Below are 25,897 nucleotides of genomic sequence, written 5' to 3'. Positions count from 1 at the left end.
GTCATTCACCTTTCAGCCCGGAAATGCCGGAAAGCCGGGAAAGTTCAGAAAGTCGTAGGTCCGGGTCGGTCCCGGCACGCGTCACCAGGGCGGTGAAGGCGGCGGCCACGCGCCGCGCGGTCCCGGCCGAGAACAGGTCGCTGCCGTACTCGAGGGACCCGCCCAGCCCCTCCGGCCCCCGGTACAGGTCCACCGAGATCTCGGCCCTGGTCCGGCCGGTCTCCGGAGGCGGGTAGACCTCCACGCCGAGATCGCCCATCGCCGTGCGCAGCAGGTCGTCCTTGGGCAGGTTGTGCGTCAGGTTGAACATCGCCTGGCACAGCGGCGGCCTGCTCAGGTCGCGCGGGAGCCGCAGCGCGCCGAGGATCCGCTCGAAGGGCTCCCCGGCGTGCTGCAGCGCCCGCAGGGTCGCCGGGCGGACCCGGCCGAGCAGGTCGCGGAAGGAAGGGTCGCCCGACAGGTCCGCGCGGAGCGCGATGGTGTTGGAGAAGTAGCCGATCAACGGCGCGAACTCGGTACGGCCGCGCCCCGCGACCGGCACACCCACGCAGAAGTCGTCCTGCCCCGCCGCGGCGCCGAGCGTCGCCTGGAAGGCGGCCAGCAGCGCCATGAACAGGGTGCTGCGCTGCTGGCCGGCCACCCGCTCGAACCGGACGACCTCCGCGTCCGGCACGTGCAGCTCCACCCTGCCGCCGCGGCCCGTCCAGCGGGGCGGACGGGGACGGTCGGCCGGCAGGTCGAGCACGGGCACGCCGGCCAGCCGCTCCGTCCAGAACGCGAGCCTGGCCGGTCCCACCCGCTCGGCCTGGCCGCGTTCCCACGCCACGAAGTCGGCGTACCGCGCCGGCAGCTCCTCCAGCGCGGGCCGCCGGCCCTCGCGGTGGGCCGCGTAGCACTCGCCCACCTCCCGCATCAGGACGTTCAGCGACCAGCCGTCCGCGGCGATGTGGTGCAGCACGATGCACAGCAGCGCGTGCCCTTCCCCCAGCTCGATCAGCGCCACCCGGATCGGGGGATGGCGCTCCAGGTCGAAGGGCCGGTCGAACAGGGCGATCACCGCCGCGTCGGGGTCGGCGCCGCCGTCGGCGAGCTCCAGGACGACCGGCTCCGGCGGCGGCACGACCTGGACCGGCCGGTCGCCGTCCATGCGGTACCGCGCGCGCAGCACCTCGTGCCGCCCGGCGACCGCGGTGAAGGCGGCGGCCAGCCCGCCCGGGTCGATCGGGCCGCGCAGCCGCAGGCACCACAGGATGTGGTTGCTGCTGTCCGCCGGGTCGAACCGGTTGAGGAACCAGAGCCGCTCCTGACCCGAGGAGAGCGGCAGACCGGGAACGGCGGACGCTCCCGTCATCGCGCGGCGCAGGGCCTCGCGGCGGGCGGGGGGCAGGGCGGCCAGACGCCGCAGCAGCGCCTGCCGCCGGTCCTGTCCGGTCAGGGGGCCCTCGGCCGGAGAGTTCTCGGTCAGGGAGTTTCCGGTCAGGGAGTTTCCGGTCAGGGAGTTTCCGGTCAAAGTGCCCGGTTCCTGACGCTGAGCGGCCGCATGTCCGTCCACACCGTCGCGATGTGGTCCAGGCACTCCTGCCGGGAGCCCTCGAACCCGGTGGCGGTCCATCCCGGCGGCAGCTCCCTGCCGGACCACCAGACGGAGTACTGCTCCTCGTCGTTGACGACCACGCGCATGGGACCGTCCGTCATGTCATCTCCTCGGATAGGGCGCCGACGAGGCCGCACATCCCGGCGACCCGGCCGAGCGGCACCTCCTCGGTCACGCAGCGCACCAGCAGCGTCTCCACGCCCCGCAGCAGCGCGTAGGCGATGGGACGCGGCAGGTACGCGGTGTCGGTCAGCAGGTAGAGCTGGCAGGTGTGGGTGGCGGGCCCGGTGGCGAAGAACACCTTCGCGTCCACCTCGGCCCAGGAGCCGACGTGGAAGGTCCTCGTCCGCCCGGTGAGCGCGGCCGGGTCCCGGGTGGCCTGGGCGGGCAGGTTCGGCCAGGCGGGGACGGTGCGCACGTCGTTGAAGTAGGCCGACAGGTCGACGGGCCCGGTCTTCTCACGCAGCGCCATCATCGCGTACGGCTCGTAGTGCGCGTGCCGGTAGGTGATCAGCGCCTGCCGGTGCCCGGCCCGGACGGCGTCGGCGAACGTGCCGTCCGGCAGGTCGAGCACGAACAACCCGTCCTGTACGGCGGTGCCCACCATGTCGCGGAGCCGCGGGTCGTGCCGGTTGCCCACGATGAACTGCATGACCGCCGTACCGCGGCCGGTCAGCGCGGTCAGCAGCACGGCGCTCGCCGTCAGCAGCACGCTGGTGGTGCTGACCGACCAGCGCTCCGCCAGCACCCGGGCGGCGGCCGCGACGGCGGCCGACTCCATGCCGACCCTGACGAACCGCGGATCCTCCGGCGTGCCCGGCGGGTGGTCGAACAGCGTCCCGGGCGCCCGCTCCAGCACCGACCGCCAGTGGCGCAGGGCCCGCTCGCCGCGCTCGGCGCCCTTGTCCGACCGCTCGAAGGCGGCCTGGTCCATCGGCTGCCACGCGGGCGGCGGCAGCTCCTCACCGGCCAGCAGCCGCCGCCACTCGGTGGCGAGCAGGTCGAGCGCCCAGGCGTCGACGGCCAGGTGGGACAGGGCCAGGGCCAGCGCCCTCGGCCGCCCGTCCGCCGTCACGACGGCGCACCGCAGCGGCAGCTCGGCGGCGTAGTCGAAGCCCTCGGCGGCGAGCTCGGCGGCGAGCTCCGCGGCGACCTGCCGCGGCGTGGCGTCCACCGCGTCGTATATCCCGACGGTCAGCCGCCCGCCGGACGCGACCCGCTGGACGGGCCCCGCCGGGGTCTCCCGGCAGGTGGTCCTGAGGGACTCGTGCCGCTCGACGAGCGTTCCCAGCGCCCGCAGCACGGTGTCGAGGTCCGGCCTGCCGAGGACGGGGAGCACCCACGGCGTGTTGAAGTAGGGGTCGCCGTCCTCCAGCCACCGGGTGATGCGCCAGATGGACCGCTGCCCCCAGGTGAGCGGGGCCTCGCCGCCGCGTTCCCCGGTGAACTCCACCGTCGTCGAGCGCAGCCGGGCGAAGGGGCGCCCGGTCATCGCGGCGCCGCCTGCCGGTCGGCGATGTGGGCGGCCAGCCCGTCCAGGGTGTCGAGGACGGCCGGGCCGTCCAGCTCGACGCCGAACTCCTCCTCCACCGCGTCGATCAGCCGCAGGTAGGTGAGGGAGGTGACGCCCAGGGCGGTCAGCGAGCCGGAGGCCGACATGATCTCCTCGACGCCGAGGTCACCGTCGCTCGCGCGGGAGAGCAGCTCGGCCAGGCGCCGCCTCAGCACGCCTCCTCCCGCAGCCGGTCGGCCTCGGCGGCGACGCCCGCGGCGGTCGGGGTGTCGATGAACACCTCGAAGGAGAGCTCCACGCCCATCCGGTCGCGGACCCTGGCGATGATCTGCGTGATGGACAACGAGTGGCCGCCGAGGTCGAACAGGTCGTCGTCCGGGGCGATGTCGTCGAAGCCGAGGACCTCGCGCCAGATCTCCAGGACCTCCTCCAGTACGGCGGACCCGCCTGTGACTGCGGTCCCGGCAGAGGTGAGTGCGGCGGACCCGGCGGCGGAGGGGGCGGCCGTCACCGTGGCCCCCTGCTGCCGGGGCGGGAGCGGCAGCTCGGCGATCGGCGTGTCGGGGCGGGCGGCGACGGCGCGCAGCAGGGTCGTCAGATGCCCGGCGACGGCCTCGCAGGAGGCGCGGTCCAGGCACTCGGGGTCGAACCGCAGGAGCGCGGTGACGCCACCGTCCGGAGCCTCCACGGCCTGCAGGTGCAGCGTCCCCCGGACCGTGCCGTTGGACATCGTCCACTCGACGCGGGAGGCGAGGTCGGGGAAGAGGGGGTCCTCGCCACGCCTGCGGTAGCTCATCGAGACCGGGGTGAGCGAGGCGCGGGGGGAGACACCGCCCAGGGCGCGCGCGACCGGCACCTCCCTGAACCGGTACGCCGCGCGCAGCTCGTCACGGACCGACCGGGCGAAGGCGGCGAACGTCCCGTCCGGGGAGGACGCCCCGTCCAGGGAGGGCGTCCCGCCCGGTGAGGCGGTCACCGGGAGCTCGTTGACGAACATCCCCACGTGGTCGCGCGTCTGCCCGGTCCGCGTCGAGACGTCCACGGACACGGTGGCCGGGGCGTTGCCGTAGCCGTACAGCAGCGTGTGCACCGCGGCCAGCAGCAGCTCGAAGCGGGTGACGCCGATCCGCTCGGCGGCCGGGCCGAGCGCGGAGCCCAGGCCGGAGCCGAGGGCCACGTCCACCGTGCCGCCGGGAGCGGCCCGCAGCGACACACGCCGCAGTCCGGGGAGCAGCAGCCCGCCCCCGTCCTTCCAGCGGGGGCGCCAGAACTCCGCCGCGGCCTCCAGTTCCGCCGCCACCCGGTCGTGCTCGCCGGCCGTCGCCGTACCGTAGGAGGTCTCCAGCGCGGCGAGGGGAGAACCGCCGTAGGCGGCGGCCAGGTCGCGCAGGAGGAGGTCCTTCGACATGCCGTCGAAGGCGGCGTGGTGGGCGACGACCAGCAGGACGTGCCGCTTGGGATCCAGCCGGAACAGCGTGAACCGGGCGAGCGGCCCCGCGGACAGGTCGAAGGGGCGGGCCACCTCCTCGCCGAGGGCGGCGGGCACGTCGTCCTCGGCCGCGTCCTCGACGGTGAAGGGCGGTCCGGCCGCGCCGGGGACGAGCCGCAGCTCACCGTCCTCCTCCACCAGTGCGGAGGCGAGAACGGGGTGGCGGGCGGCGACGGCGGCGCAGGCGTCCCGCAGCGCGGCCTCGTCCAGCGGCCCTTCCAGGTGCACGGCGAGCGGCATGTGGTGCGCGGCACCCCCGCTCACTCCCGTCCGCTCGGTGAGCCACATCCCGTGCTGGGCGAGGGAGGCCCGGTCCCCGGTTACCGATGATCGCATGGCGTCACGCACCTTCCGTTCGTGCCTGGGCCGCGGGGCCGTCGAGCAGTTCCCGCAGGCGCCCCTTGATGACTTTGCCGGACTGGTTCCTGGGCAGCGTGTCCATGACCAGCACCCGTTCGGGCAGCTCGTGCCGGGCCAGCCGGTCCATCAGGAAGGCGCGCAGCTCGCCGGTGGACAGGTCCGGGGAGCGCGGCACGACGGCGGCGGCGAGCACGGTGCCCAGCACCTGGTGCGCGACGCCGACCACCGCCGCCTCCTTGATCTGCGGGTGCTCGTACAGCGCGGCCTCCACCTGGAGCGTCGAGACCTTGAAGGCCCCGGTCTTCACCACGTCGCTCTCCCGGTCGTCCAGGTAGAGGTAGCCGTCGGCGTCGAGGTGCCCGACGTCCCCCATCCGCACCCAGCCGTCCCGGAACGTCTCGGCGCTGGCCCGGTCGTCGCCGTAGTAGCTGCGGGTGGCCGCGGGGGAGCGCAGCCAGATCTCGCCCGTCTCGCCGGGCGGCAGCGGGCGGCCCTCGCGGTCGGCGACGCGCAGGGCGCCGCCGAAGGCCGGGCGGCCCAGCGCGGCGGGCCTGGCCGGGTCGTAGATCATGATCGTCTGGGCGGGGGCCGCCTCGGTGGAGGTGTAGTAGTTCGTCACCGTGGCGTTGGGGAAGGCCGCGGCCAGCCGGGCGGACAGCGCCGGGGGGAGGGCCGCCGCCGACGAGCCGAGGAGCACGACGCTCGACAGGTCGTGGCGCTCGTGCAGCCCCGAGTTGAGCAGTTCGATCACCATCGCGGGCACGACGAAGACGGTTCCGGCCCGGTACGACTCGATCAGCCGGGCGAACCTGCCCGGGGTGAACCGGGCGAGGGTCACGACCGTGGGGTAGGCGTCCAGGGCGTTCATCAGCATGCTCTGACCGGCGTTGGTCCCGATCGGGAAGGCGTGCAGCAGGTGCTCGGAGTGCCGGAAGCGGCGCCGCTTCGGCCGGGTCTCGCAGCCGTGGACCAGGTTGGCGTGACTGGCGCTGACGCCCTTGGGCCGCCCGGTGGTGCCCGAGGTGTAGAGGATCTGAGCCAGGTCGCCCGACCGGACCCGGATCCCGGTGGGACCCTCGCCGCCGTTCTCCAGCCGCGCGGCGGGCACGGCGGGGTACGGCCCCGCCGGCGGGGTCAGTCCCTCGGCGTGCACCACGACGGAGGCCGAGCAGTGGTCGAGCATGTACCCGGCCTCCGGCGCGGCGAGGCGGTCGGAGAGCGGCACGGCCACCGCCCCGGCCTTCTGCGCGGCGCAGTAGGCGACGGCGAAGCCGGTCCAGTCCCCGCCGCCGAACAGCAGCCCGACCCGGTCGCCGGGGCGCACCCCCAGGCCGAGCAGGCCGTGGGCGACGGCGTCCGAACGCCGCTCCCACTCCTCGAAGGTCAGCGCGTCACCGCCCGCCACCTCGATCGCGGTCCGTCCGGGGTCCTGGGCGGCGCGCAGCCGCAGCAGGTCCGGTACGGTCCGCACCACCGGCGTGTCCGTCATCGCAGCTCCTTCTCCCGGTGCGGGACGCGCTCATCCGCGCCGCCGTCCATGCCGCCGTCCATGCCGCCGTCCATGCCGCCGTCACCTGCGGCGCCGTCACCCACGTCGCGGTCGCTCGCGCCGCCGACCGCCCGGCGCCGGCGGACCAGGGCGACGGACCCGAGCACGTCGTCGGGGACGGAGTCCACCGCTTCCCGGTCGAAGCGGGTCAGCGAGCGCAGGCGCAGCGCCGTACCGGCGATCACCAGGATCATCACGGCGCAGATCACGTACATCAGCGCGATGCCCCGGCCGGGACCGGTGCCCAGGAGCGCCCCCAGGGTCGGGGCGAGCGGCCCGTCCGGTGTCATGAGCGGCTCCAGCACGGCCGACGAGTACGGTGCGACCAGGCCGAACCCGATCGGCATGGTGGACCACGCGATCATCGTGTTGAGCGCGAACACCCGCCCGTGGAACCGCTGCGCCACCTTGACCTGGACGATCGTGGCGTAGATCCCGTTCACCAGGGTGAGCGCCATCCCCATGCCGAACGCGCCCGCCCCGATGACGACCAGGTCCTCCCGTACCCCCGTGACCAGGCAGAACAGGCCCAGGACGAGGGTGAACAGCAACATCCCGCGCACCCGCAGCCGCCTCGGGCCGCCCCACACGCTCATCACCAGGCCGCCGAGGAACACGCCCAGCCCCGAGGCGAAGGAGACCCGTCCCACGTCGCCGAGCGTCCCGAACGACAGCACCAGCGGAGAGATCATCAGGAACAGCGGTGCGAGGAAGACGTTGAGGACCGCGAAGAAGAGCAGCATGCTCCGGAAGCCGCGGTGCCCCCACGAGTAGCGGAAGCCCTCGACGATCTCGGCCGTCACCGTCTCCCGGCGGCGGTGGGCCATGGTCCGGGGGAAACGCACGGCCAGCAGCACGCCGATGGCGAACAGGTAGCTCACCACGTCCAGGACGAGGATGCCCTCCAGGCCGATGCCCGCCACCAGTCCGGCGGCGACCAGCGGCACGAGCAGCTGGGAGACGCCGGTGACCATCTGGTTGACCCCGTTGGCGTGGCCCAGGTACCGCTTGGGGACCAGCTGCGGGATGGCCGAGGCGTAGGCCAGGCGCTGGAAGGTGAGCGCGACGGACAGGCAGACCAGGAGCGGGTAGATGTGCCAGGTCTGCAGGTTCCCCGTCCAGATCAGGCCGCCGAGGGCGAGCTGGGTGCCGAAGGCCGCGATGTCACCGCAGAGCATGACCTTCCTGCGGCTGACCCGGTCGACCACCGCCCCCGCCAGCGGCGCGACCAGCAGGCCGGGGACCAGGCCGAGCACCGCGAACAGGGCGAAACTGGCCACGGAGCCGGTCGTCAGGTAGATCCAGATGGGAATGGCGAACTCGGTGAGCGCGGAGCCGGTGATCGAGACGAGCTGGCCGGAGGCGACCGCGAGGAACCGCCGCATGCTGGGTTCCGGTCCCGCGGAGCCCGCGGCCTCCGCGGACCTCACGGCCTCCCCAGACTTCGCGGCCTTCGCGAACCCCGCGGCCTCCCCGGATCCCGAGGACACCGCCACCTCCGCCACCTCCGTCGCCTCCGCGGGCCGCGCGGCCTCGGGGGAGCGTGAGACGGCCTCCAGCCACCAGGTCGCGCCGGCCTCGCGCCGCGGCGGCGATGCGGCCGCGTCTCCCGCCGCCGGCCGCCCCTCCGCTCCCTCCGCAGGCCCCTGCGCCGGGTCCGCCGCCGACCTCTGCGCCGGGTCCGTCGCCGGATCCGCGGCGAGGTGCGCGGTGGTGATGATCTCGGCCAGCTCCCCGGCGCGGTAGCGGACGAAGAAGTGGCCCGCCTCCTCCAGCACCACCAGGACACTGGTCGGGGTCAGGAAGTGCCACTCGCGGTAGCGCTCCTCGTAGTACTCGGTGGCCGGGTCGCGTGCACCGGCGATCGTGACCAGCGGAGCCCGCAGCCGCGCGGTCCCGCCGTCGAGCAGACCGGTGAAGTACCGCTCGGCGTGCTCGGCCTCGGCGCGCATGGTGCGCACGATGTGCAGGGCCTGCTCGGGGGTGAGCTCGCTGAGGTCCACGCCCATGGAGGCCAGCCAGTTGCCGTAGGCCCGGTCGGAGGCCACGGCGGAGGCGCGGGCCAGGCGGGACAGCGCGTTCATCACCCGGCCGCGGGGCCGGGCGAACGGGAAGGCCGCCCCGATGTAGACGGCCTCCGGCACCCGGCCCGCCGCCTCCAGCCGCCGGGCGACCTCCACGGCCAGGGCCGAGCCCACGCTGCTGTGACCGTAGACCACCACGGGGCCCCGCACCCGCTCCAGGACCTCGGCCACGCAGCGGGCGGCGAGCTCGTCGAAGGGCAGCGGATCCTCGGTCAGGCCCACGTCGTGCCCCGGCACGGCCAGCGAGAGCAGCCGGTACCCCTCGGGCAGGGCGTCGGCCAGCGGCTGGTAGACCACCGCGCTGCCGCCGCCGTACGGCACGCAGACATAGGTGAGCACGCACCGGTCCTGCGGGAGCGGCGGGGTGAGCTCGTGCAGCAGGCGGCGGGGCCGCCTGGCGTCGGCGGGGGTGTCGGCCAGGGCGGCGAGCGCGCGGACGGTGGGGTGCCGGAACAGGTCCATCAGGGAGACGCCCGCGCCGAGCGCGCGCCGCATCCTGGCGATGACCTGGGTGGCCAGCAGGGAGTGGCCGCCCAGCTCGAAGAAGTCGTCCTCGACGCCGACCCGGTCGGTCCCGAGCACCTGCGCCCAGATGCCGGCGATCGCCTGCTCGGTGGGCGTCGCGGGGGCGGCGTAACCGCCTCCGCCGAACTCGGGGGCGGGCAGCGCGGCCCGGTCCAGCTTGCCGTTGGGCGTCAGCGGCAGGCGGTCCACGACCGTCACGGCGGCGGGCACCATGTGGGCGGGCAGGGCCCGCGCCACGTGCTCACGCAGCTCCGGCCCCAGCCCGGCCCCGGCCGCCGGGGCGCCGCCCGTGGTCATGTCGGCCCCCGGGGCGCCGCCCGTTGCCGGCGCCTCGGCCGCCGGGACCACGTAGGCCAGCAGGTTTCCCCGTTCGGCGAGGACCACGGCCTGGGCGACCGCGGGATGCGCCAGCAGGCAGGACTCGATCTCGCCGGGCTCGATCCGGTAGCCGCGCACCTTGACCTGGTCGTCGGCGCGGCCGAGGAACTCCAGCTCCCCGTCGGCCCGCCAGCGGGCCCGGTCGCCGCTGCGGTAGAGGCGGCCGCCGCCGTACGGGTCGGGGACGAAGCGCTCGGCGGTGAGATCGGGCCGGCCGAGGTAGCCGCGGGCCAGTCCGGCCCCGCCGATGTACAGCTCGCCCGGGACCCCGACGGGGGCGAGCCGCCGCCGCTCGTCCAGCACGTAGAGGGAGGTGGCCGCGATGGGCCTGCCGATCGGCGGGCGCCGGTCGCCCGCGCGCAGCTCGGCGGCGCTGGCGATGATCGTGGCCTCGGTGGGGCCGTAGGTGTTCATCAGGCGCACCCGGCCGCCGAAGTGCCGGTGCCACGCCGTCACGGCCGCCGCCTGCGCCTGGTCGGCGCCGAGGATCGTCAGCCGCAGGCCGGGCGGCCAGTCCACGGTCTCCAGGTCGGTGACCAGCTCGTGCCAGTAGGGAGTGGGCAGGTCGAGCACGGTCAGGTCCCTGGCGTACGGCGTGGCCAGGAAGTCCGGCAGGAACTCCCCGCCCCCGGGCAGCAGTACGAGCGCGGCCCCGGCGGCCAGGCAGGGATAGACCTCCTCGGCGTGGGTGTCGAAGCTGACCGTGGCGAACTGCAGCACCCGGTCGTCCGGGGTGAGACCGTACGCCTCCCGCATCCAGCCCACCCGGGCCGCCAGCGCCCGGTGCTCGACCACGACGCCCTTGGGCCGTCCGGTGGAGCCGGAGGTGTAGATCACGTAGGCGGCGCGGCCGGGATCGGGGGCGGGCAGCGGGTCCGGCGTGCCCGGGGGCAGCTCGCCGTCCACGCGGAGCACCCGGTACGGCCCGTCCGGCAGGCGCTCGCGCAGCGCCGTGGTGGTGAGCACCACCTGCGCGCCGCTGTCGGCGAGCATGGCGGCCTGGCGCGACGGCGGGTAGGCCGGGTCGAGCGGCAGATAGGCGCCGCCGGCCTTCCAGACGGCCAGCAGGGCCGCGATCAGGTCGGGGGAGCGGTCCATCGCGACGGCGACCACCGACTCCGGGCCCGCTCCCGCCGCGCGCAGCGCCCGTGCCAGGGCGTCGGCGCGCGCGTCCAGCTCGGCGTAGGTGAGCGTGCGACCGCCGCAGGTCACCGCGGGAGCGTCGGGGCGGGCGGCCAGCGACGCGGCGAACAGGCCGGGGACCGTGTCCGCGCAGGGCGGCGCGGTGTTGACGCTCCACTCCAGGATCCGCCGGCGCTCCTCCCCGGACAACGGGTCGATCTCCGACAGCCGCAGGCCGGGGTCGGCGGCGACGGCGGCGAGCAGCCGGGTGAAGCGCCCGGCGAGGGCGGTGACGGTGTCGCGGTCGAACAGGTCGGTGGCGTACCCGAACGCCAGGTTCAGCCCGTCCGGGGTCCGCCAGGCGTCGAGGGACAGGTCGAACTTGGCCGCGGTGTAACCGGTGTCGAATCCGGTGATCTCTTCGATCCCCCGGTCCCTCAGGGATTCGGGGACCGCGGGGCCCCGTCCCTCGTTCTGGGTGTGCAGCACGAACATCGTCTGGAACAGCGCGGAGCGGCTGAGGTCGCGTTCGACGCGCAGCTCGCCCATCACCTGCTCGAAGGGGATGTCCTGGTGGTCGAAGGCGTCGAGCACCGCGGTGCGGGTGCGGTCGAGGAGCTCGTGGAACGCCGGGTCCCCCGACAGGTCGCCGCGGAGCACCAGGGTGTTGAGGAAGAAGCCGATGAGCGGCTCCAGTTCCACCCGGTCCCGTCCCGCGGCGGGGGATCCGACGCAGATGTCCTCCTGCCCGGTGTGCCGCGCGAGCAGCGCCTGGTAGGCCGCGAGCAGGGTCATGAACAGCGTCGCGCCGTGCCGGGAGGCCAGCTCCTCCAGGGCCGCGGCCGGCTCCGCGCCGAGCGTGACCGTGACGACGTCGCCGCGGGAGGAGTGCACGGCCGGCCGGGGCCGGTCGGTGGGCAGCTCCAGCACGGGCGGGTCGGCCAGGCGCGCGGTCCAGTACGCCAGGGACCGCCCGACCGCCTCCTCCGTCAGGCGCTCCCGCTGCCAGGCGGCGAAGTCGGGGTACTGCACGGGCAGCGGGGGCGGCTCGTAGGCCGGGCCCGCGCCGTACCGGGCGGCCAGCTCGTCGGCGAAGTGGTTCAGCGACACCCCGTCGGCCACGATGTGGTGGCAGACCACGCAGATCACGTGGTCCTCCGCGCCCAGGCGAAGCGCGCTCACCCGCAGCAGCGGCGCCTGCGCCAGGTCGAAGGGGGTGTTGGTGCGCGCCGCGACCGCCGCCCGCGCCCATTCCCCGGGCGCGGGCGCGTCCGGCCCCGCCTCGGAGTGGTCGAGGAACTCGACCGGTACGGCGGCCTCCGGGACGACCTCCTGCACCGGCGTGCCGTCCTCGGCCCGGAAGCGGGTGCGCAGGCTCTCATGCCGTCCGACGACGGCGGTGACGGCGCTCTGCAGGGCGTCCAGCTCCAGCCTGCCCCGCCACCGCTGTGTCAGGCACATGTTGAACGCCACGTCGCCGGGGTCGAGCTGGTCGAGGAACCAGATCCGCTCCTGGCCGAACGTGAGCGGAGCCGGTGCGCCTGCGGGACGGCGCGGGATCGGCGCGACCGCCGCGGCGGCACCACCGCGCAACCGCTGGAGCAGCAGGGCGCGCTTGGCGGGGCTCAACGCGGCGACGCGCGAGTCCAGCTCGTCGAGCATGGTTCTTCTCCCTCATGTCGGGACGAACCCGCCGAGGATGAGGCGGTGGGGGATGGAGGGCGTCTCTCCGTCGAGGGGTCGCCGTCGAGGGCCGCCAGAAGTCGTGGGAACGCTCCCACTGCGGAGCAGAGTAGGTAGCCGTGATCGAACGCGTCAAGGCGTTACTTGGGCATTACTGGCGGGTTAAACGCCTGGCCTGGTGTTTCACGAGGATTACACCGATAGTTACGCTGGATGTGGATACGGCGCCTTCCTGATTTCTTGACACTCCCCTACCGCTTCCCTAGTTTTAGGGGCGTTTTCCGGGCGTTGTGGGAGCGCTCCCGCACTGGTTTATGCATGATTTGTGGGGTATCGCCCGCTTTTATTTGGGCTGCCCTACGCGCTGCCCACGACAGGAAGACCCGCCATCTCCATGGCATCTCCCGCATCTGACCGGTGGAGCCGCCGTGGAACCGCTTGTGGGGAACACCGCCTGGGCGGCCATGGCGATGCTGTTGCGGACGCGGTCGCGCTGCCGTCACAAGAAGTGGTCGGCGACCTCGACAGGGCCGGGAATGATGAACACACGGGCGTCGAAGGTGGCGTGGGCATCGTGGCCGGCGCGCGGTACGCGCGGTCGATCGACGGCGATCAGGCAGCCGTCAGGATCTCCGCCAGTCCGGCCGTGTGACCTCCTGACGATCTCTTACCGATCTCGGCGCATATGATCTCCGCATGGTCATCTTCGACGGCGCCGACGGCACGCGGCTCGTGTACCACCGGACCGGCGAGGGCCGCCCGCTGGTGTGCGTCCCCGGTGGTCCCATGCAGGCCTCGGCCTACCTCGGTGATCTGGGCGGGCTGTCCGCGCGTCACCCGCTGGCGCTGCTGGACCTGCGCGGGACCGGGGAGTCGGCCGTCCCGGCGGACCCGGCGAGCTACCGGTGCGACCGGCAGGCGGAGGACGTCGAGGCACTGCGCGTCCACCTCGGGCTGGACCGGCTCGACCTGGCCGGGCACTCCGCCGGCGCGGCGGTCGCCCTCCTGTACGCCGCCCGGTACCCCGACCGCGTCGGCCGCCTCGTTCTGATCACTCCCAGCCCGCGGGTGGTCGACCTGGAGATCGCGGACCTGGACCGCCGGGAGTGCGCCGAACCCCGTCGAGGGGAGCCCTGGTTCCCGGGTGCCTTCGCCGCGTTCGAGCGGATCTGGTCGGGCCGGGCCACGGAGGACGACTGGGAGGCGATCACCCCGTTCTTCCACGGCCGGTGGGACGCCGCCGCCCAGGCTCATGCCGCCCGGGGAGCGAGCCAGAAGAACGCGGACGCGGCGGCCGTCTACTACTCGGCCGGAGCCTTCGACCCGGAAGCCGTCAGATCCGCCCTCGCCCGACTCCGGGCGCCGGTCATGCTCGTCGCGGGGGAGTACGACGTGGCGCTCCCGCCGAAGCGGGCCGCCGAGTACGCCGGCCTGTTCCCCGGGGCCGAGCTGGCCGTGCTGCCGGGTGGCGGTCACTATCCCTGGCTCGACGACCCCGGGTGGTTCACGGAGACGCTGGCGGGGTTCCTGCGCTGACGGATCGGTGCGTGAACCCGGCCGCCGGCGCGATGGACCGCGGGACAGGGTCCGCCGTGCGCAGGCGGATGGGTGACGCCGCCGAGCGATCTCCGTGGGACCGGTGGGGTGGAGAGAGCCTCCAACCGATCTCCAAGTGATCCACAAGTCGTGATCACTAGACAGCTCCCTGAATAGTCGTGGGCTGGCCATGGGGGTCTGTGGTGGTAAGGCAACGATTGCTGAGAGTCCTGTGCGTCCTGGGCTTCCTGGCGGGTTTGATTCCGGCTCTGCCGACGGCCGCCGCGGCGGCCGTCCGGCGGGACGCGGAGACCACCGCTTTCCTGTCGGCGATCGAGCGTTTCGCCCGGGTCGGCAAGGGCCTGGAAACCCTCGGCCCGATGGGGGCGCAACTGCCCCTGGTCGGCCTGGTCCCCGGCGGCGAGCACGGCCTGGGCCTGAACGACCTGTTCGACGTGGCGGTGCGCGACCAGCTCGAAGACCTCACCAGTTTGGCCGACCTCAAGGACGAGTACCCGATCACCGGGTCCCGCTCGGGCCGGTTGCTGGCGAAGGCCGGGACCGAGGGCCAGGTCAGACGCCTCGATCTGACCCTGGAGATCACCAGGACGGTCGCCGACAGGCCCGTGTCCGTCAGCAGTTCCCAGCCCCGGGTCTCGCTGGTCACCTCGGGAGGAGTGAACGTCACCCTGAAGCTCGGCGCGAAGCTCTCCTTCTTCTACGATCCGGCCACCACATCCGTCTGGCTGGGCAGGGACACCACGGTCACCGTCCAGGCCGACGGGCGACTGGCGGCGGGGGCCCGGCCCACGGGGGCCTTCGGCATTCTCGGCGTCGACCTGTCCGCGGGCTCGCAGCTCGCTTTCACCTCCACGCTCACCTCCACCTCCACCGACCCCGACGGCGACGGCCGGCTGGACCTCCGGGAGCTGGGGGCGGACGGCGCGGCGGCCGGGCTGTTCACCGTCGCCAGGAAGGGCTCGGCCACCGCGAAGCTGGGCGTGACGGCCCAGCCGTTCGCGGGCGCCCAGGTCGAGGGGGCCACCGCGACCGTCGACGTCAGCTGGCCGGACCTCGCGACGGGCGGCCCGCAGGTGAGTGTGAGCCAGCCCGACCTCGACCGGCTCGCCCGGTTCCAGACGCTCACCCCGAAGGATCTGCTCGACGGCCTGACCCACCTGGCCAACGCGATCACCGCCGCGCAGCGCGCCCGCTGGGGCGGTCAGAACGGTCAGGGCGGCCAGGGCGACGTGGATCTGCCGTTCATGCGCGGCTCCCTGGCCGACGCGGTACGTGTCTCCGAGGCGATCGAGAAGTTCGTCGCCGACAACGTCGACCGCACCACCGGCCAGCCGACGTTCACCTCGATCCAGGACCTGTTCGCCGCGCTCGGCAAGGCGCGGAACCTGCCCGGCGGAGCGATCATCAAGGTCGCCGGCGCGGGCTACGACGACGCCACCAAGAAAATCGTCTTCACGCTCGTCATCGACCGTCCGGTCAACCCCGCGCCCGAGCCGCTCAACCCCGCGGGCCAGGCCGGCAGCGGTACCGGTACCGGTGTCAGCTACACGGCCACGACCCTCAAGCACGCCGGCCGGAAGTGGACGCCCGGGGAGTTCACCGGCCGTACGGTCACCGCGGGCGCCTCCAGCGGCATCGTGTCCGGCAACACCGCCGACACCGTCACCATCGCGGGAGACGGGTGGCGCGGGGGCGTGCCCGCGGCCGGCGCGCCGTACCGGATCGCCGCCGCCGACCCGATGACCGGCCAGGTCGTCTTCGGCGACACCTTCGCGAGCCGCGCGGGGCTCGCCCAGCTCAACGCGGCCACCTCGACGGCCGGTGTGATGCGCGGCTACCACGCCGAGGCCACGGTCGTGCTCGACCTCGGCGACCCGGCCACCGGGCAGGCGTGCGCCACCCGGCCCGACGGCCAGCAGAAAGCCTGTCCCTACCGGCACACCAACCCCGACGGCAGCTCGACCGTGGTGACCGAGCTGCCCCGGCCGGCCGACCGGATCATGCTGCGCACCGGCCGCGACCTGTTCGGCGCGCGTGTGTCGGTGCGCACCCCGGTCGACGTCGACGCGGTCGCCGGCTACCTGGGCGTACGGCTCACCGGAGACCTCGCCATGTCCGGCAGGGGCGGCGGTGACCTGGTGAAGGTGGCGCTGAAGGATGTCGGCGACGTACGGCTGACGCAGTTCTTCGAGCGCCTGGTGGGCAACCCGGGAGAGCTCCTGACGTCCCAGGTGGACGCCGCGGCCCGGGCCCGGCTGACCGTGGGCGTCCCGGGGATGGCGGACTTCTTCGGCGGCAAGGTGACCGGTGAGGTGGAGATGCCGGACATCACCGCGCCGGACACGGTGCTCTTCCACGGCTTCGACCAGCTCGGCAAGGTCAAGGCGTTCGCCTTCGACCCCGGCAACCCGCGCGCGCTGTTCGGCGCCCTGATCACCTCGCTGAACACGCTGGCCGACCGGCTCGACCAGGTCAAGGGCAGCGGACCGGTGGGCGAGGCGATGACGGCGGAGCTGCCGCTGCTGGGCCGTTCCCTCTCCGACCTGGTCGCCGCCGAGGAGATGGGCGCGGGTCCCGGCGTCGTCTACGGCAACGGCGCCTGCGGCAGCCAGAACGGCTTCGTCACCGACCCCTCGCGTACCTTCACCCCGGCGCACGTGGGACGCGGAGTGATCATCGGTACCCGGCTGATGATCGTCGCGGCCGTCTGCGACACGCACACGATGGCCTTCACCACGACGTTCGGCCAGGCCCTCCCCGGACCGGGCACCGCCTACACGCTGCGCTCGCCGCTCAGGGACGCGGTCGACCGGCTGACCGCCGCCCCGCCGGACACCGTGCAGGCGCTGGCCGCCGAGCTGGACAAGGCGCTGGGCGGGCAGGTGAACATCGGCTACGAGGAGGGACGGCTCCGGCTCGGGCTGGCCTACGACAAGAAGGCGGCGCTGAAGGAGCCGCTGCGTTTCTCCTTCGGGGAGCGCAGCCTGGTCGGCGCCGTCGGCTCCGGCACGCTCGACGCCACGATCGACGGCCAGATCCAGCTGGGCCTGCGGGTGGCGCTCAAGCGCGACTTCAACCCCGCCAGTGACCTGCTCATCGACACCGACTCCAGTCTCGGCCTGGAGGCGAGGGCGCAGCTCGACGGCGCCATCAAGGCCGACATCGGGCCGTTGCCCGTCGCGGTCGGCAAGGAGGGCGACGACCCGCTGCAGGCCAGGCTCGGCTACGGCGTGACCCTCCGCTACGCCGGCGAGCCCGGCGAGGCCGTGCCGCCGGCCGACTTCTTCGCCGGGCTCGACCTGGCGCTCAACGAGACGAGCGAGCCGGTCACGTGCGAGCGCGACCCCCGGCGCGAGGAGACCGACCTGGCGCTGTGCGCGATGCTGCCCGCCTACCTCAACGGCAGCCCGATCACCGCGGACGGCAAGCACGCGCTCGTCCTGCGGTTGCCCAGGGCCGCCCCGCTGGCCGAGATGTTCGACCTGACCGCGAAGCTGCCCGGCGACATCGACCGGCTGGAGCTGCCCGCCTTCGACTTCTCCACCCTGCCCGCCGACATGGAGCTGGACTGGGCCAACCTGGGCGACGGCATCGACCGCTACCTCACCGCGCTGGAGTCGGGCATGCGCACCGCCGCCTACGGCGGGAAGCTGCCCCTGGTCGGCCACGACCTCCAGCAGGGCGCGGACTTCGTCGGCGCCAAGCGCCTGGAGATCAAGGCGGCGATCGGCAAACTGCCCAACGGCGGAAAGGCCCTCACCGGCGAGGACCTGCGCAAGTGGTACGAGGCGGAGCTGGCCCCCACGATCGGCTCGGGGGCGGAACTGGTGATCACCTGCGTGCAGGCGCCGGAGCCCACCGACCCCGCCGCCTGCGACAAGGCCAAGGGCGCGGAGCTGACCGGCATCAAATTCAAGATCAATATCGGCAGGGGCACCATCGACCCGGAGCGGGGCTGCGTCAAGGACTGCGAGGGCCTGGAGCGCCCGCTGGACATCGGCATCCCCGGTCTCGCGCTGCGCCAGGGGCCGGGCAAGGGCGTGCGGGCCGAGATCGGCTGGCACCTCGAGGCCACCGTGGGGCTGGACCGGACCAGCGGCTTCTTCCTGGAGGCCGCGCAGGACAACCGGCCCCGGGCCGGTATCGGGGTGAACGTCTCGCTCCCCGAGGAGATCAACGCCAAGCTGGCGATCCTGGACGTCACCCTGAAGAACACCGCGCAGCAGGCCCCCGACCTGTTCGCGGGCACCTTCACCGTCGGGCTCAAGCCCGTCGGCCGGATCGGGCTGCGGCAGCTCGCCGACGCCGCCGACCTGGTGGAGACCTCGCTGCGCGCCGACGCCGCCGTCGACTGGCGCTTCACCGTGACCCCCGGCTCGCCGATGCTCCCGGGCCTGTTCGGCGACTTCCACCTCGACTGGGACCTGACGAAGGGCGGCGCCCCCGATCCGGCGAACCTGACCATCGCCTTCACGAACGTGAACCTGGAGGCCGGTGATTTCTTCCGCAGCGTCCTGGGCCCGGTGGTGACCCAGGTCAAGCGGGTCACCGACCCGGTGAGACCGGTGATCGACCAGCTCTACGCGCCCATCCCGGTGTTGTCGGACCTGAGCCGGGCCGCGGGCGGCGGCGACGTCAACCTGATGACGATCGCCAAGAAGTTCAACACCCTGGGCGGCAACCGTACGACGCAGTTCGTCGAGCGGGTGACCGAGGTGGTCGAGCTGGCCTCCGCGCTGCCCGACTGCCAGGGCGAGCTGCACATCCCGCTCGGCGGCTTCACCGTGGCCGGCGACCGGGCGCTGGCCGTCGAGAACTCGCCGGACACGGCGGACTCGCTGATCGAGGATGTGAGCCCCGAGACGGACGACCTGCTGGCGGCGCTCGACCAGGGGGCCGGAAACTGCGCGAAGGCCGAGACCGAGACCGAGGGCGAGGCCGGGGACAAGACCGGGGACGAGACGGGAGGCGATCCCGGGGACAGGACCGCGACCGCCGCCGGGCAGGGGCCGATGCGGCACGCCGCGAGCGCCGGTTTCACCTTCCCGGTGCTCGACAACGCCGGCCGGTCGATCTTCAGCCTGCTCATGGGCAAGGACGTGGAGCTGGTCGAGTTCGACTCCGGCCCGCTGCGCCTGGGCTTCACCTACAGCCAGTCCTTCGGCCCGGTCTACGCGCCGCCGCCCATCATGGTGGTCATCTCCGGCACCGCCGGCGTCGAGGCGCGGATCAGGGCGGGCTTCGACACCTACGGCATCCGCAAGGCGATCGAGCAGGGCAAGGTCGATCTCCAGATCCTCGACAGCCTGTATCTGAAGACCACCGACGAGCGGGGCGAACCCCTGCCGGCGATCACCCTGTCCGGCCGGCTGGAGGCCGGAGCGGCCGTCGACCTGCTGCTCGTCAAGGCCGGGGTCAGCGGGGGCATCACCCTGACCGTCTCGATGAACTGGGCCGACCCGACCAACGACGGCAAGTTCAGGTTCTCCGAGTTCTCCGCCGTCCTGCTGCGCAACCCGCTGTGCCTGTTCACCATGGACGGCAAGCTCAAGGTCTACCTCAGGGCCTGGGTGGAGATCGGGGTCTCGATCTTCAAGAAGCGCTTCGACTGGACCATCGTCGAGGCCACGCTGCTCGACTTCTCGGCCAGGCCGAAGTGCGACGAGCCGCCGCCCAAACTCGCCACCGCCAGCGGCGACGCGCTGGTCCTGCACATCGGCCCGATGCGCGGGGCCAGGGGCGGCAGCACCGCCGAGCCCGGTGACGACGCCGAGCAGTGGACCGTCAGCCAGCTCCCCGGTGACGAGGGCTTCGTGGTCAGCGCGCTGGGCGTGCGCGAGGAGCACCGTACGGCGGGCATGGACCGGGTGCTGGCCGACGGCCGCGGCGCCACGGGCAGCCTGCGGATGGTCTTCCAGGGGTACGCCGACGGCTCCGGCACGCCGTACTCCTTCAACCGGAAGGTCGTCGCGTTCGGCGGCTCCGGCGACGACCTGATCCTGGCCGGGGCCGGGAACAACGTGGTGGACGGCGGCGCGGGTGACGACCAGATCACCAGCACCGACCAGTACGACGAGCAGGGCACGACGGCCGTGATCGTGGCGGGCGGTCCGGGCGACGACTACCTGACCGTGGGCGGCGCGGGCGGCTGGGTCGCCGGTGACGGCCGTCTGAACCCCGGCAGCCGCCGGGTGGGCGAGGTCGAGGTCGCCGACTGGGACGCCGACGGCCTGCCCGGCGCGCCCGGCGACGGCGCGGGCGACGGCGACGACCGGATCGCCGCCGGGCTCGGCCGCAACCGGCTGTGGGGCAACGGCGGGGACGACACCATCGGTGTGGCCTCCGACAGCCCGCTGGCCGCCACCGATCCCTCCCCGCGCTTCCGCGCCCAGCGGAGCCTGCTGGTCGGCGGCCCGGGCCGGGACACCCTCACCGGCGGCTCCGCCGACGACGAGATCTACACCGGACCGCAGGAGGAGACCGGCCCCGACGCCGCGGGCCCCGCCGACTCGGGTCCCAACACCGTCGACACCGGCGCGGGCGACGACACGGTGTACGGCGGGCAGGCCGTCGACCTGGTCGCCGGGGGCTCCCGGCCCGGTGAGGTCGTGAAGATCCACGGAGGCGGCGGCGAGGACGTGCTCGCGGGCGGCCACGGCAAGGACGAGATCTTCGGCGGACCCGGTGACGACTGGGTGATCGCCGAACCGTCCGACGTCGGCGAGGCCGCGGGCCGCGACGACTACGGCCCGGCCCGGCAGGTACGGCGCCTGCCGCTTCCCCAGGGCGTCGAGCCCTCGGCCAAGCTGCTGGTCGGCGGCGACGGCGACGACCACATCGTGGGCGGCGACGGCGGCGCGACCGTCTTCGGCGACCGGTGGCGCGCCGAGCCCTGCACCGGGACGGACGCGGACGGCGACGGCCGCGACCTCGTCCTCGGCGGTTCGGGCAAAGAGATCGTCTCGGCCGGGGGAGGAGACGACCGGGTCGAGGCCGGGGGCGGAGACGACCGGGTCTGCGGTGAGCGGGGCGACGACGCCCTGTACGGCGGGACCGGCGCCGACACGGTCACCGGCGGCTCGGGGGCGGACGCCGCCTTCGGCGACGACGGGGCCGACGAGGTGACCGGCGGCACGGGCGACGACGCCCTGTACGGCGGGGCCCAGGACGACACGGTCGCGGGCGAGCGGGGTGAGGACACCGCGTTCGGCGGCTCCGGTGACGACCTGGTCGTCGGCGGCAGCCGTACGGCGGGGGAGCCCGACGAGGGCGACACGCTCTACGGCGACACCGGGGCCGACCGGCTGGTCGGGGACAACGGTGACGCCACGGGCTCCTTCGACCGGGACGGCACCCCCGGGGAGGCCGGTGGCCCGGACGTGATCCACGGCGGGGCCGACGCCGACACCGCCTTCGGCGGGATCGGAGCCGACGAGGTGCACGGCGACGGCGGGGACGACCACCTCGAGGGCGGCAACGGCGCTGACCGGGTGTCCGGCGAGGCGGGTGAGGACGAGCTCGTCGGCGGCGGCTCCGGGCCGCACCCCGACGCGGGCGACACCCTGCTGGGCGGCGAGGGCCCCGACGTGATCGCCGGAGACAACGCGGTCCTCAGCACGTCCGGCACGGCGACCCCGGTCGCGGCCAGGACCGGCCAGCTCCGCGCGCACCGGGTCGAGCTGTTGGACGGCGGCTCGGGCGCGGACGTCGCCGACGGCGGCCCCGCCAACGACGCGATCTTCGGGCAGGGCGGCGCCGACCGGCTGCGCGGCCAGGAGGGCGACGACTACGCCGAAGGCGGCCAGGGCATCGACTGGGTCGAGGGCGACCAGGGTGACGACGACGTGGTGGGCGGCTCGCACACGGCGGCGGCCGACGCCGACGACGCGCTGTTCGGCGGTCCCGGCGACGACGTCGTCGCGGGCGACAACGCCCTGGTCACGCTGGTCGGCGACGCTCCGGCCGCTCCGGAGAGCGGCGGGACCCCGGCCGCCCGGACAGACGACGGCGCTCCGGCCGCTCCGGCGGGCGGGCCCGCCCGGGTCACGGTCCGGGCCGGGGCGGACGGCACGCCCATGACCCCGCGGGCGGTCAGGCTCCTGGGCCACGGTTCGGGCGCCGACCGGATCTCCGGCGGTTCGGGTGTGGACGTGCTGTGGGGACAGGACGGCGACGACCACCTCTCCGGCGGCGGCCACGGCGACTACGCCGAGGGCGGCGGCGGCGCCGACCAGCTGCGCGGCGACCTCCCGCTGTCGGCCGCCTCCACCCAGACCGCCGCCGAGCCGCTGGAGCACCCGGACTGGCGCGGCACCGGGAGCGGGCCCGCCGAGCTGGAGGGCCAGGACGCCACCCCGGGCCAGGACGACCTGATCGGCGGCTCGGCCACCCCGGGCGCGGCCGACGGGGCCGACGCCATCGAGGGCGGCGGCGGGGCCGATGCGCTGCTCGGTGACAACGGCTCGCTCGTCCGCACGCTCACTCCGGCCGGTGAGCGGGCCTACACCCAGCGCTACCCGGCCGGACAGGCGCCCGCCGACGCGACGCGCAGCCGTACCCACGACCCGGCCCTGCCCGGCGGCTCCACCCGGTTCTGCACCGAGGCCCAGCCGACGTGTGAGCCGGCGGGTTCCTCCGGCGCCGACCAGCTGTACGGCGACGCGGGCGACGACGGGCTCTGGGGGCAGGACGGCGACGACCGGCTCTCCGGCGGCGCGGGCGACGACGACCTGTTCGGCGAGCTCGGCGACGACCAGTTGGAGGGAGGCGAGGGCGAGGACGCCATGCTCGGCGACCGCGGCGGCGTGGTGAACGAGCGCATCGACGCCGCGGACGCCCAGCGCCTGGGCTTCACCGTCAGCCTCAACGCCCCGCCGAAGGAGACCTACCGGGGCTTCCCGGTCGGGTCCTACGACCGCCGCACCGACCTGCTGCACGACGCGGACGGCGACACCTGGGTGGCGGCGGTCATGGCGCACGACGGGTTCGCCGCGGGCGGTGACGACCGCATGCGCGGCGGGCCGGGCCGCGACAGCCTGCACGGCGGTGCGGGCGACGACCTGATCAACGGTGACAGCGGCGGGGACGAGGTCTTCGGCGGCGACGGCGCGGACGTCATCTGGGGTGGCAAGGGCTGCGACCCCGTCCTGGACGCGGCCACCGCCGACTGCCGCACCGGCGGCGTGTTCGACCCGGCCGCCCGGGGCACCGGCGACCGTTTCGTCGATCACGTCTTCGGCGGGGCCGGAGCCGACCTGCTCGACTACAACCCGCGCGGCTCCTACCCGGGCAACTGCGCACCGGGCCGCATGCCCGACGGCACGCTCACCACCGTCGTCGATCCCTGCCTGTGGTTCCGGATGACCGGCAAGGACAACGCCGCCGTCCCCGACGACCAGCACCACCAGGGAGTCGACTGGCAGTACGGCGGGGCGGACCGGGACGTGATGCAGGGCGACCGGACCGCCAACGGACCCAACCCGGGCGACAAGATGATCGACTGGAACGGCTCGTTCAACCTGTTCACGCACTGCGGCCCGGCCAACGGCGGGCACAACATCGTCCGCCAGCACTCCCCGGCGATGCGGGACTTCCTGGCCAAGGTGGCCTGGGGCGCGGGCGCGGGCCGCAGCCCGGGTGACGCCTCGGGACAGCGGGAGCTGGCGATCCCCGCCAACGACAGCGGCTCGCCGTACCCCACCTCACCCGGACACTTCGACGACCCCATCGCCTGCGCGGAATGATCAGGAGATATACCGATGTTGCGCCGATTGCTGACGGCCGTGCTGGCCGGCGGGCTGGTGGCCGCGGGACTCGCCGCGGCCCCCGCTCCCGCCCACGCGGGATCGCCCTCGTGTGATCCGGGTGACTGCTTCACCGTGAAGGTCTCCCTCGACCGGGCCCCGGCGGTGGGAGAGAGCGCGAAACTCACCGTGGACGTGGTCGCCGGGCAGGACGTGCCGGACGCCACGACGGTCATCGAGCTGCCGGAGACCCTGCGGTGGGCGAGCCCGCCCGCCGGGCTCACCCGCACGGCGGCGATGATCGGGCGCAGCCCCGTGGACCGGGCCGCCCGCACCGGGCGCGTCCGGCGCGGGACGCCGGTCCGGTACGAGGGCGTGGTCACCGCGGTCGCGCCCGGCCCCGCCGCGGTCCGTGCCTGGGCGCGGGACGCGCGGCCCGGTCCGGTCAGCGAGGGGCTGGTCTACCTCACGATCGGGGAGAAGTCGTCGATCTTCGGCATGCCGCCGGGCGAGGGCGGACGCCGCGCGCGGACGCCGGCGCGGACGACCTCCCTGGCGGGGGACACGTGCGTGCGCGGGCGCGTCAAGCACGTCCAGGCGGAGGACGGCACGGTCAGGGGCGTGCCCATGGTGTCCGTGGAGGCGCGGGACGACGACGGCGGCGGCGGGTCCCAGAAGATCGGGTTCGCGCTGACCGACGAGGCGGGCGACTACACGGTGTGCTTCCCGGGCACCGAGGAGGACGGCAGCGGCCAGGACGTCTACCTCGAAGTGAGGCCGATCGGCTACCGCTGGCAGGTCGTGAGGCCCGACGGCGAGGACGCCGGGGACGACTACGACGACTACATCGCCACCGGCGAGGTGACGCACGACGTGCCCGCCGGCACCAACCTGACGATCATCGACTACGAGAGCGAGCGCGGCAGCCCGGTGGAGGGCGCCTTCCGGGTCTTCACCGCCGCCTTCGACACCTGGAAGGCCTACACCGGCTGGCTGAACCGGCCCGGGAACGACTGCTGGAAACCCGGCCAGGCGTCGTGCCAGCTGGTCACCGTCGTCTGGGCGCCCGACAGGGTGCTCGACAGCTCCTACTACTGTCCGGGCACCGTTCCCGGCAAGTGCGCCGACCGGTACGAGATCCAGCTGACCGCGCCGGTTCACCTGCGGAAGATGACCGTCGCGCACGAGCTGGGGCACTTCATCATGGACTACACCCACGGCTCCCTGCCCCGGCCCGAAGACGCTTGCCAGGAGCACTACATGAAGGAGCCCTCCGGCCCGGTCTGCGCCTGGGTGGAGGGGTGGGCGGACTGGGTGGCGGTCCAGACCTACGGCGACACGCACTACCGCTGGGGCACCGAGGCCGCGATCGACCTGGAGAGCCCGCGCTGGTTCAGCGAGGGCTGGCCGAGCGGGGTCAAGGCGGACTGGACCGAGGGTCGCGTGGCCGGCGCCCTGCTCGACCTGGCCGACTCCGGGACGCGCAACGAGAAGTACTGGGACGTCTCCAGCCTGGGGCCCGAGGGGGTGGTGGCGGCCTTCCTGAAGGCACCCGTCGCCGGCGTCCACGACTTCGCGGCCGCGCTGCCCGCCCAGAACCAGGCCGAGGCGCGCGCGGTGCTGTTCCACAACACCGTCCGGCTCGACCACTACGAGATCCTCGACGACAGGAAGGCGGCGTACCGGCCCGCGAACGTCCCGCTGGTCCAGGACTTCTTCTCCGTGGCCGGCAGCTGGTCCGTGGTGGCGACGACCCCCTCCGGGGCGGACGGCTCGGACGTGGACCTGAAGGTGGCCCGCGACCCGCAGTCGGCCGTCACCAGCGCGCAGTGGTCCGCCTCGAGCCCGGACTTCGTCGCCGTGCAGCCCACTCCCGGCGACGAGCCCTTCGCGGCGACCGTCACCTCCGGCACCGACTACCAGGAGCACCTGACGGAGGTGGCCGTCGCACCCGACGGCGACCTGGAGAAGGGCACGCCCATGGAGTTCAGCATGGGCGCCGACCGGCTGGTGGAGATCCGCACGACCTGGATCGACAAGGGCGTGCCCGCGACGCTCAGCGTCGTCCCGCGCAACGGGCAGGACGTCGATCTCTTCGTGCTGGCACCGGACTCCGCGAAGTGGGGCCTGCCGCGCTCCAGCGCCCGCGGCTCGGCGGGCGGCGGCCCGAACAAGGCCGAGCGGGTCACCATCACGGATCCGAAGGTGACCGGCGTCTACGCGGTCATCGTGATCAGGAAGAGCGGTGAGGGAGGAGTCCTCCTGGCCCGGACGTGATCTCTGCCCGGACGCGATCCCCG

10 protein-coding genes are annotated in these 25,897 nt (G+C 73.8%); 3 read left to right on the top strand and 7 right to left on the bottom strand.

All coding sequences use genetic code 11. The features are described from left to right. Window position 1 precedes the first annotated feature (1 nt). Genes IEZ08_RS16360 through IEZ08_RS16330 form a run of 7 tightly spaced genes read right to left on the bottom strand, consistent with a single transcriptional unit; the run spans window position 2 to window position 12,276 of the window. Entirely contained in the window at window positions 2–1,510 is a 1,509-nt protein-coding gene (locus IEZ08_RS16360; protein WP_176728477.1) for a condensation domain-containing protein, read from the bottom strand. Continuing rightward, window positions 1,507–1,695 (bottom strand): MbtH family protein, encoded by a 189-nt coding sequence (locus IEZ08_RS16355; RefSeq protein ID WP_068923250.1) that lies wholly within the window; start codon window positions 1,693–1,695, stop codon window positions 1,507–1,509. The genes IEZ08_RS16360 and IEZ08_RS16355 overlap by 4 nt, the downstream gene beginning before the upstream one ends. After that, on the bottom strand, window positions 1,692–3,086 hold the full coding sequence (locus IEZ08_RS16350; RefSeq protein ID WP_068923251.1) for a condensation domain-containing protein: 1,395 nt from the start codon (window positions 3,084–3,086) through the stop codon (window positions 1,692–1,694). The genes IEZ08_RS16355 and IEZ08_RS16350 overlap by 4 nt, the downstream gene beginning before the upstream one ends. After that, window positions 3,083–3,322 carry an acyl carrier protein gene (locus IEZ08_RS16345; protein ID WP_068923252.1) on the bottom strand — a complete coding sequence of 80 codons (240 nt, stop codon included), beginning with the start codon at window positions 3,320–3,322 and terminating at the stop codon, window positions 3,083–3,085. The genes IEZ08_RS16350 and IEZ08_RS16345 overlap by 4 nt, the downstream gene beginning before the upstream one ends. Further along, on the bottom strand, window positions 3,316–4,932 hold the full coding sequence (locus IEZ08_RS16340) for a condensation domain-containing protein (RefSeq protein ID WP_189242415.1): 1,617 nt from the start codon (window positions 4,930–4,932) through the stop codon (window positions 3,316–3,318). Before IEZ08_RS16340 ends, IEZ08_RS16345 begins: the two co-directional genes overlap by 7 nt. A gap of 4 nt (window positions 4,933–4,936) precedes the next feature. Further along, window positions 4,937–6,445: a class I adenylate-forming enzyme family protein gene (locus IEZ08_RS16335; protein WP_068923254.1), complete on the bottom strand. Its 1,509-nt coding sequence runs from the start codon at window positions 6,443–6,445 to the stop codon at window positions 4,937–4,939. Further along, entirely contained in the window at window positions 6,442–12,276 is a 5,835-nt protein-coding gene (locus tag IEZ08_RS16330) for a non-ribosomal peptide synthetase/MFS transporter (RefSeq protein WP_189242414.1), read from the bottom strand. The genes IEZ08_RS16335 and IEZ08_RS16330 overlap by 4 nt, the downstream gene beginning before the upstream one ends. A 717-nt stretch (window positions 12,277–12,993) precedes the next feature. On the opposite strand from IEZ08_RS16330, the gene IEZ08_RS16325 reads away from it, so the two are divergent. The 3 genes from IEZ08_RS16325 (at window position 12,994) to IEZ08_RS16315 (ending at window position 25,874) form a co-directional block, all read left to right on the top strand. After that, a complete protein-coding gene (locus IEZ08_RS16325; RefSeq protein ID WP_068923256.1) occupies window positions 12,994–13,833 on the top strand; it encodes an alpha/beta fold hydrolase in 840 nt (279 codons plus the stop codon). A gap of 218 nt (window positions 13,834–14,051) precedes the next feature. Then, the gene (locus IEZ08_RS16320; protein ID WP_189242413.1) at window positions 14,052–23,597 is read left to right on the top strand and encodes a calcium-binding protein; all 9,546 of its coding nucleotides are present in this window, start codon (window positions 14,052–14,054) and stop codon (window positions 23,595–23,597) included. A 15-nt stretch (window positions 23,598–23,612) separates the two neighbouring features. Beyond that, window positions 23,613–25,874 (top strand): hypothetical protein, encoded by a 2,262-nt coding sequence (locus IEZ08_RS16315; protein ID WP_141703923.1) that lies wholly within the window; start codon window positions 23,613–23,615, stop codon window positions 25,872–25,874. Window positions 25,875–25,897 lie beyond the last annotated feature (23 nt).

Origin of the sequence: Planobispora rosea (genome assembly GCF_014648175.1) — a bacterium.
Classification (GTDB): domain Bacteria; phylum Actinomycetota; class Actinomycetes; order Streptosporangiales; family Streptosporangiaceae; genus Planobispora; species Planobispora rosea.
The sequence above is the reverse complement of the archived record's forward strand: the minus strand, read 5'-3'. Positions and strand labels throughout refer to the sequence as shown.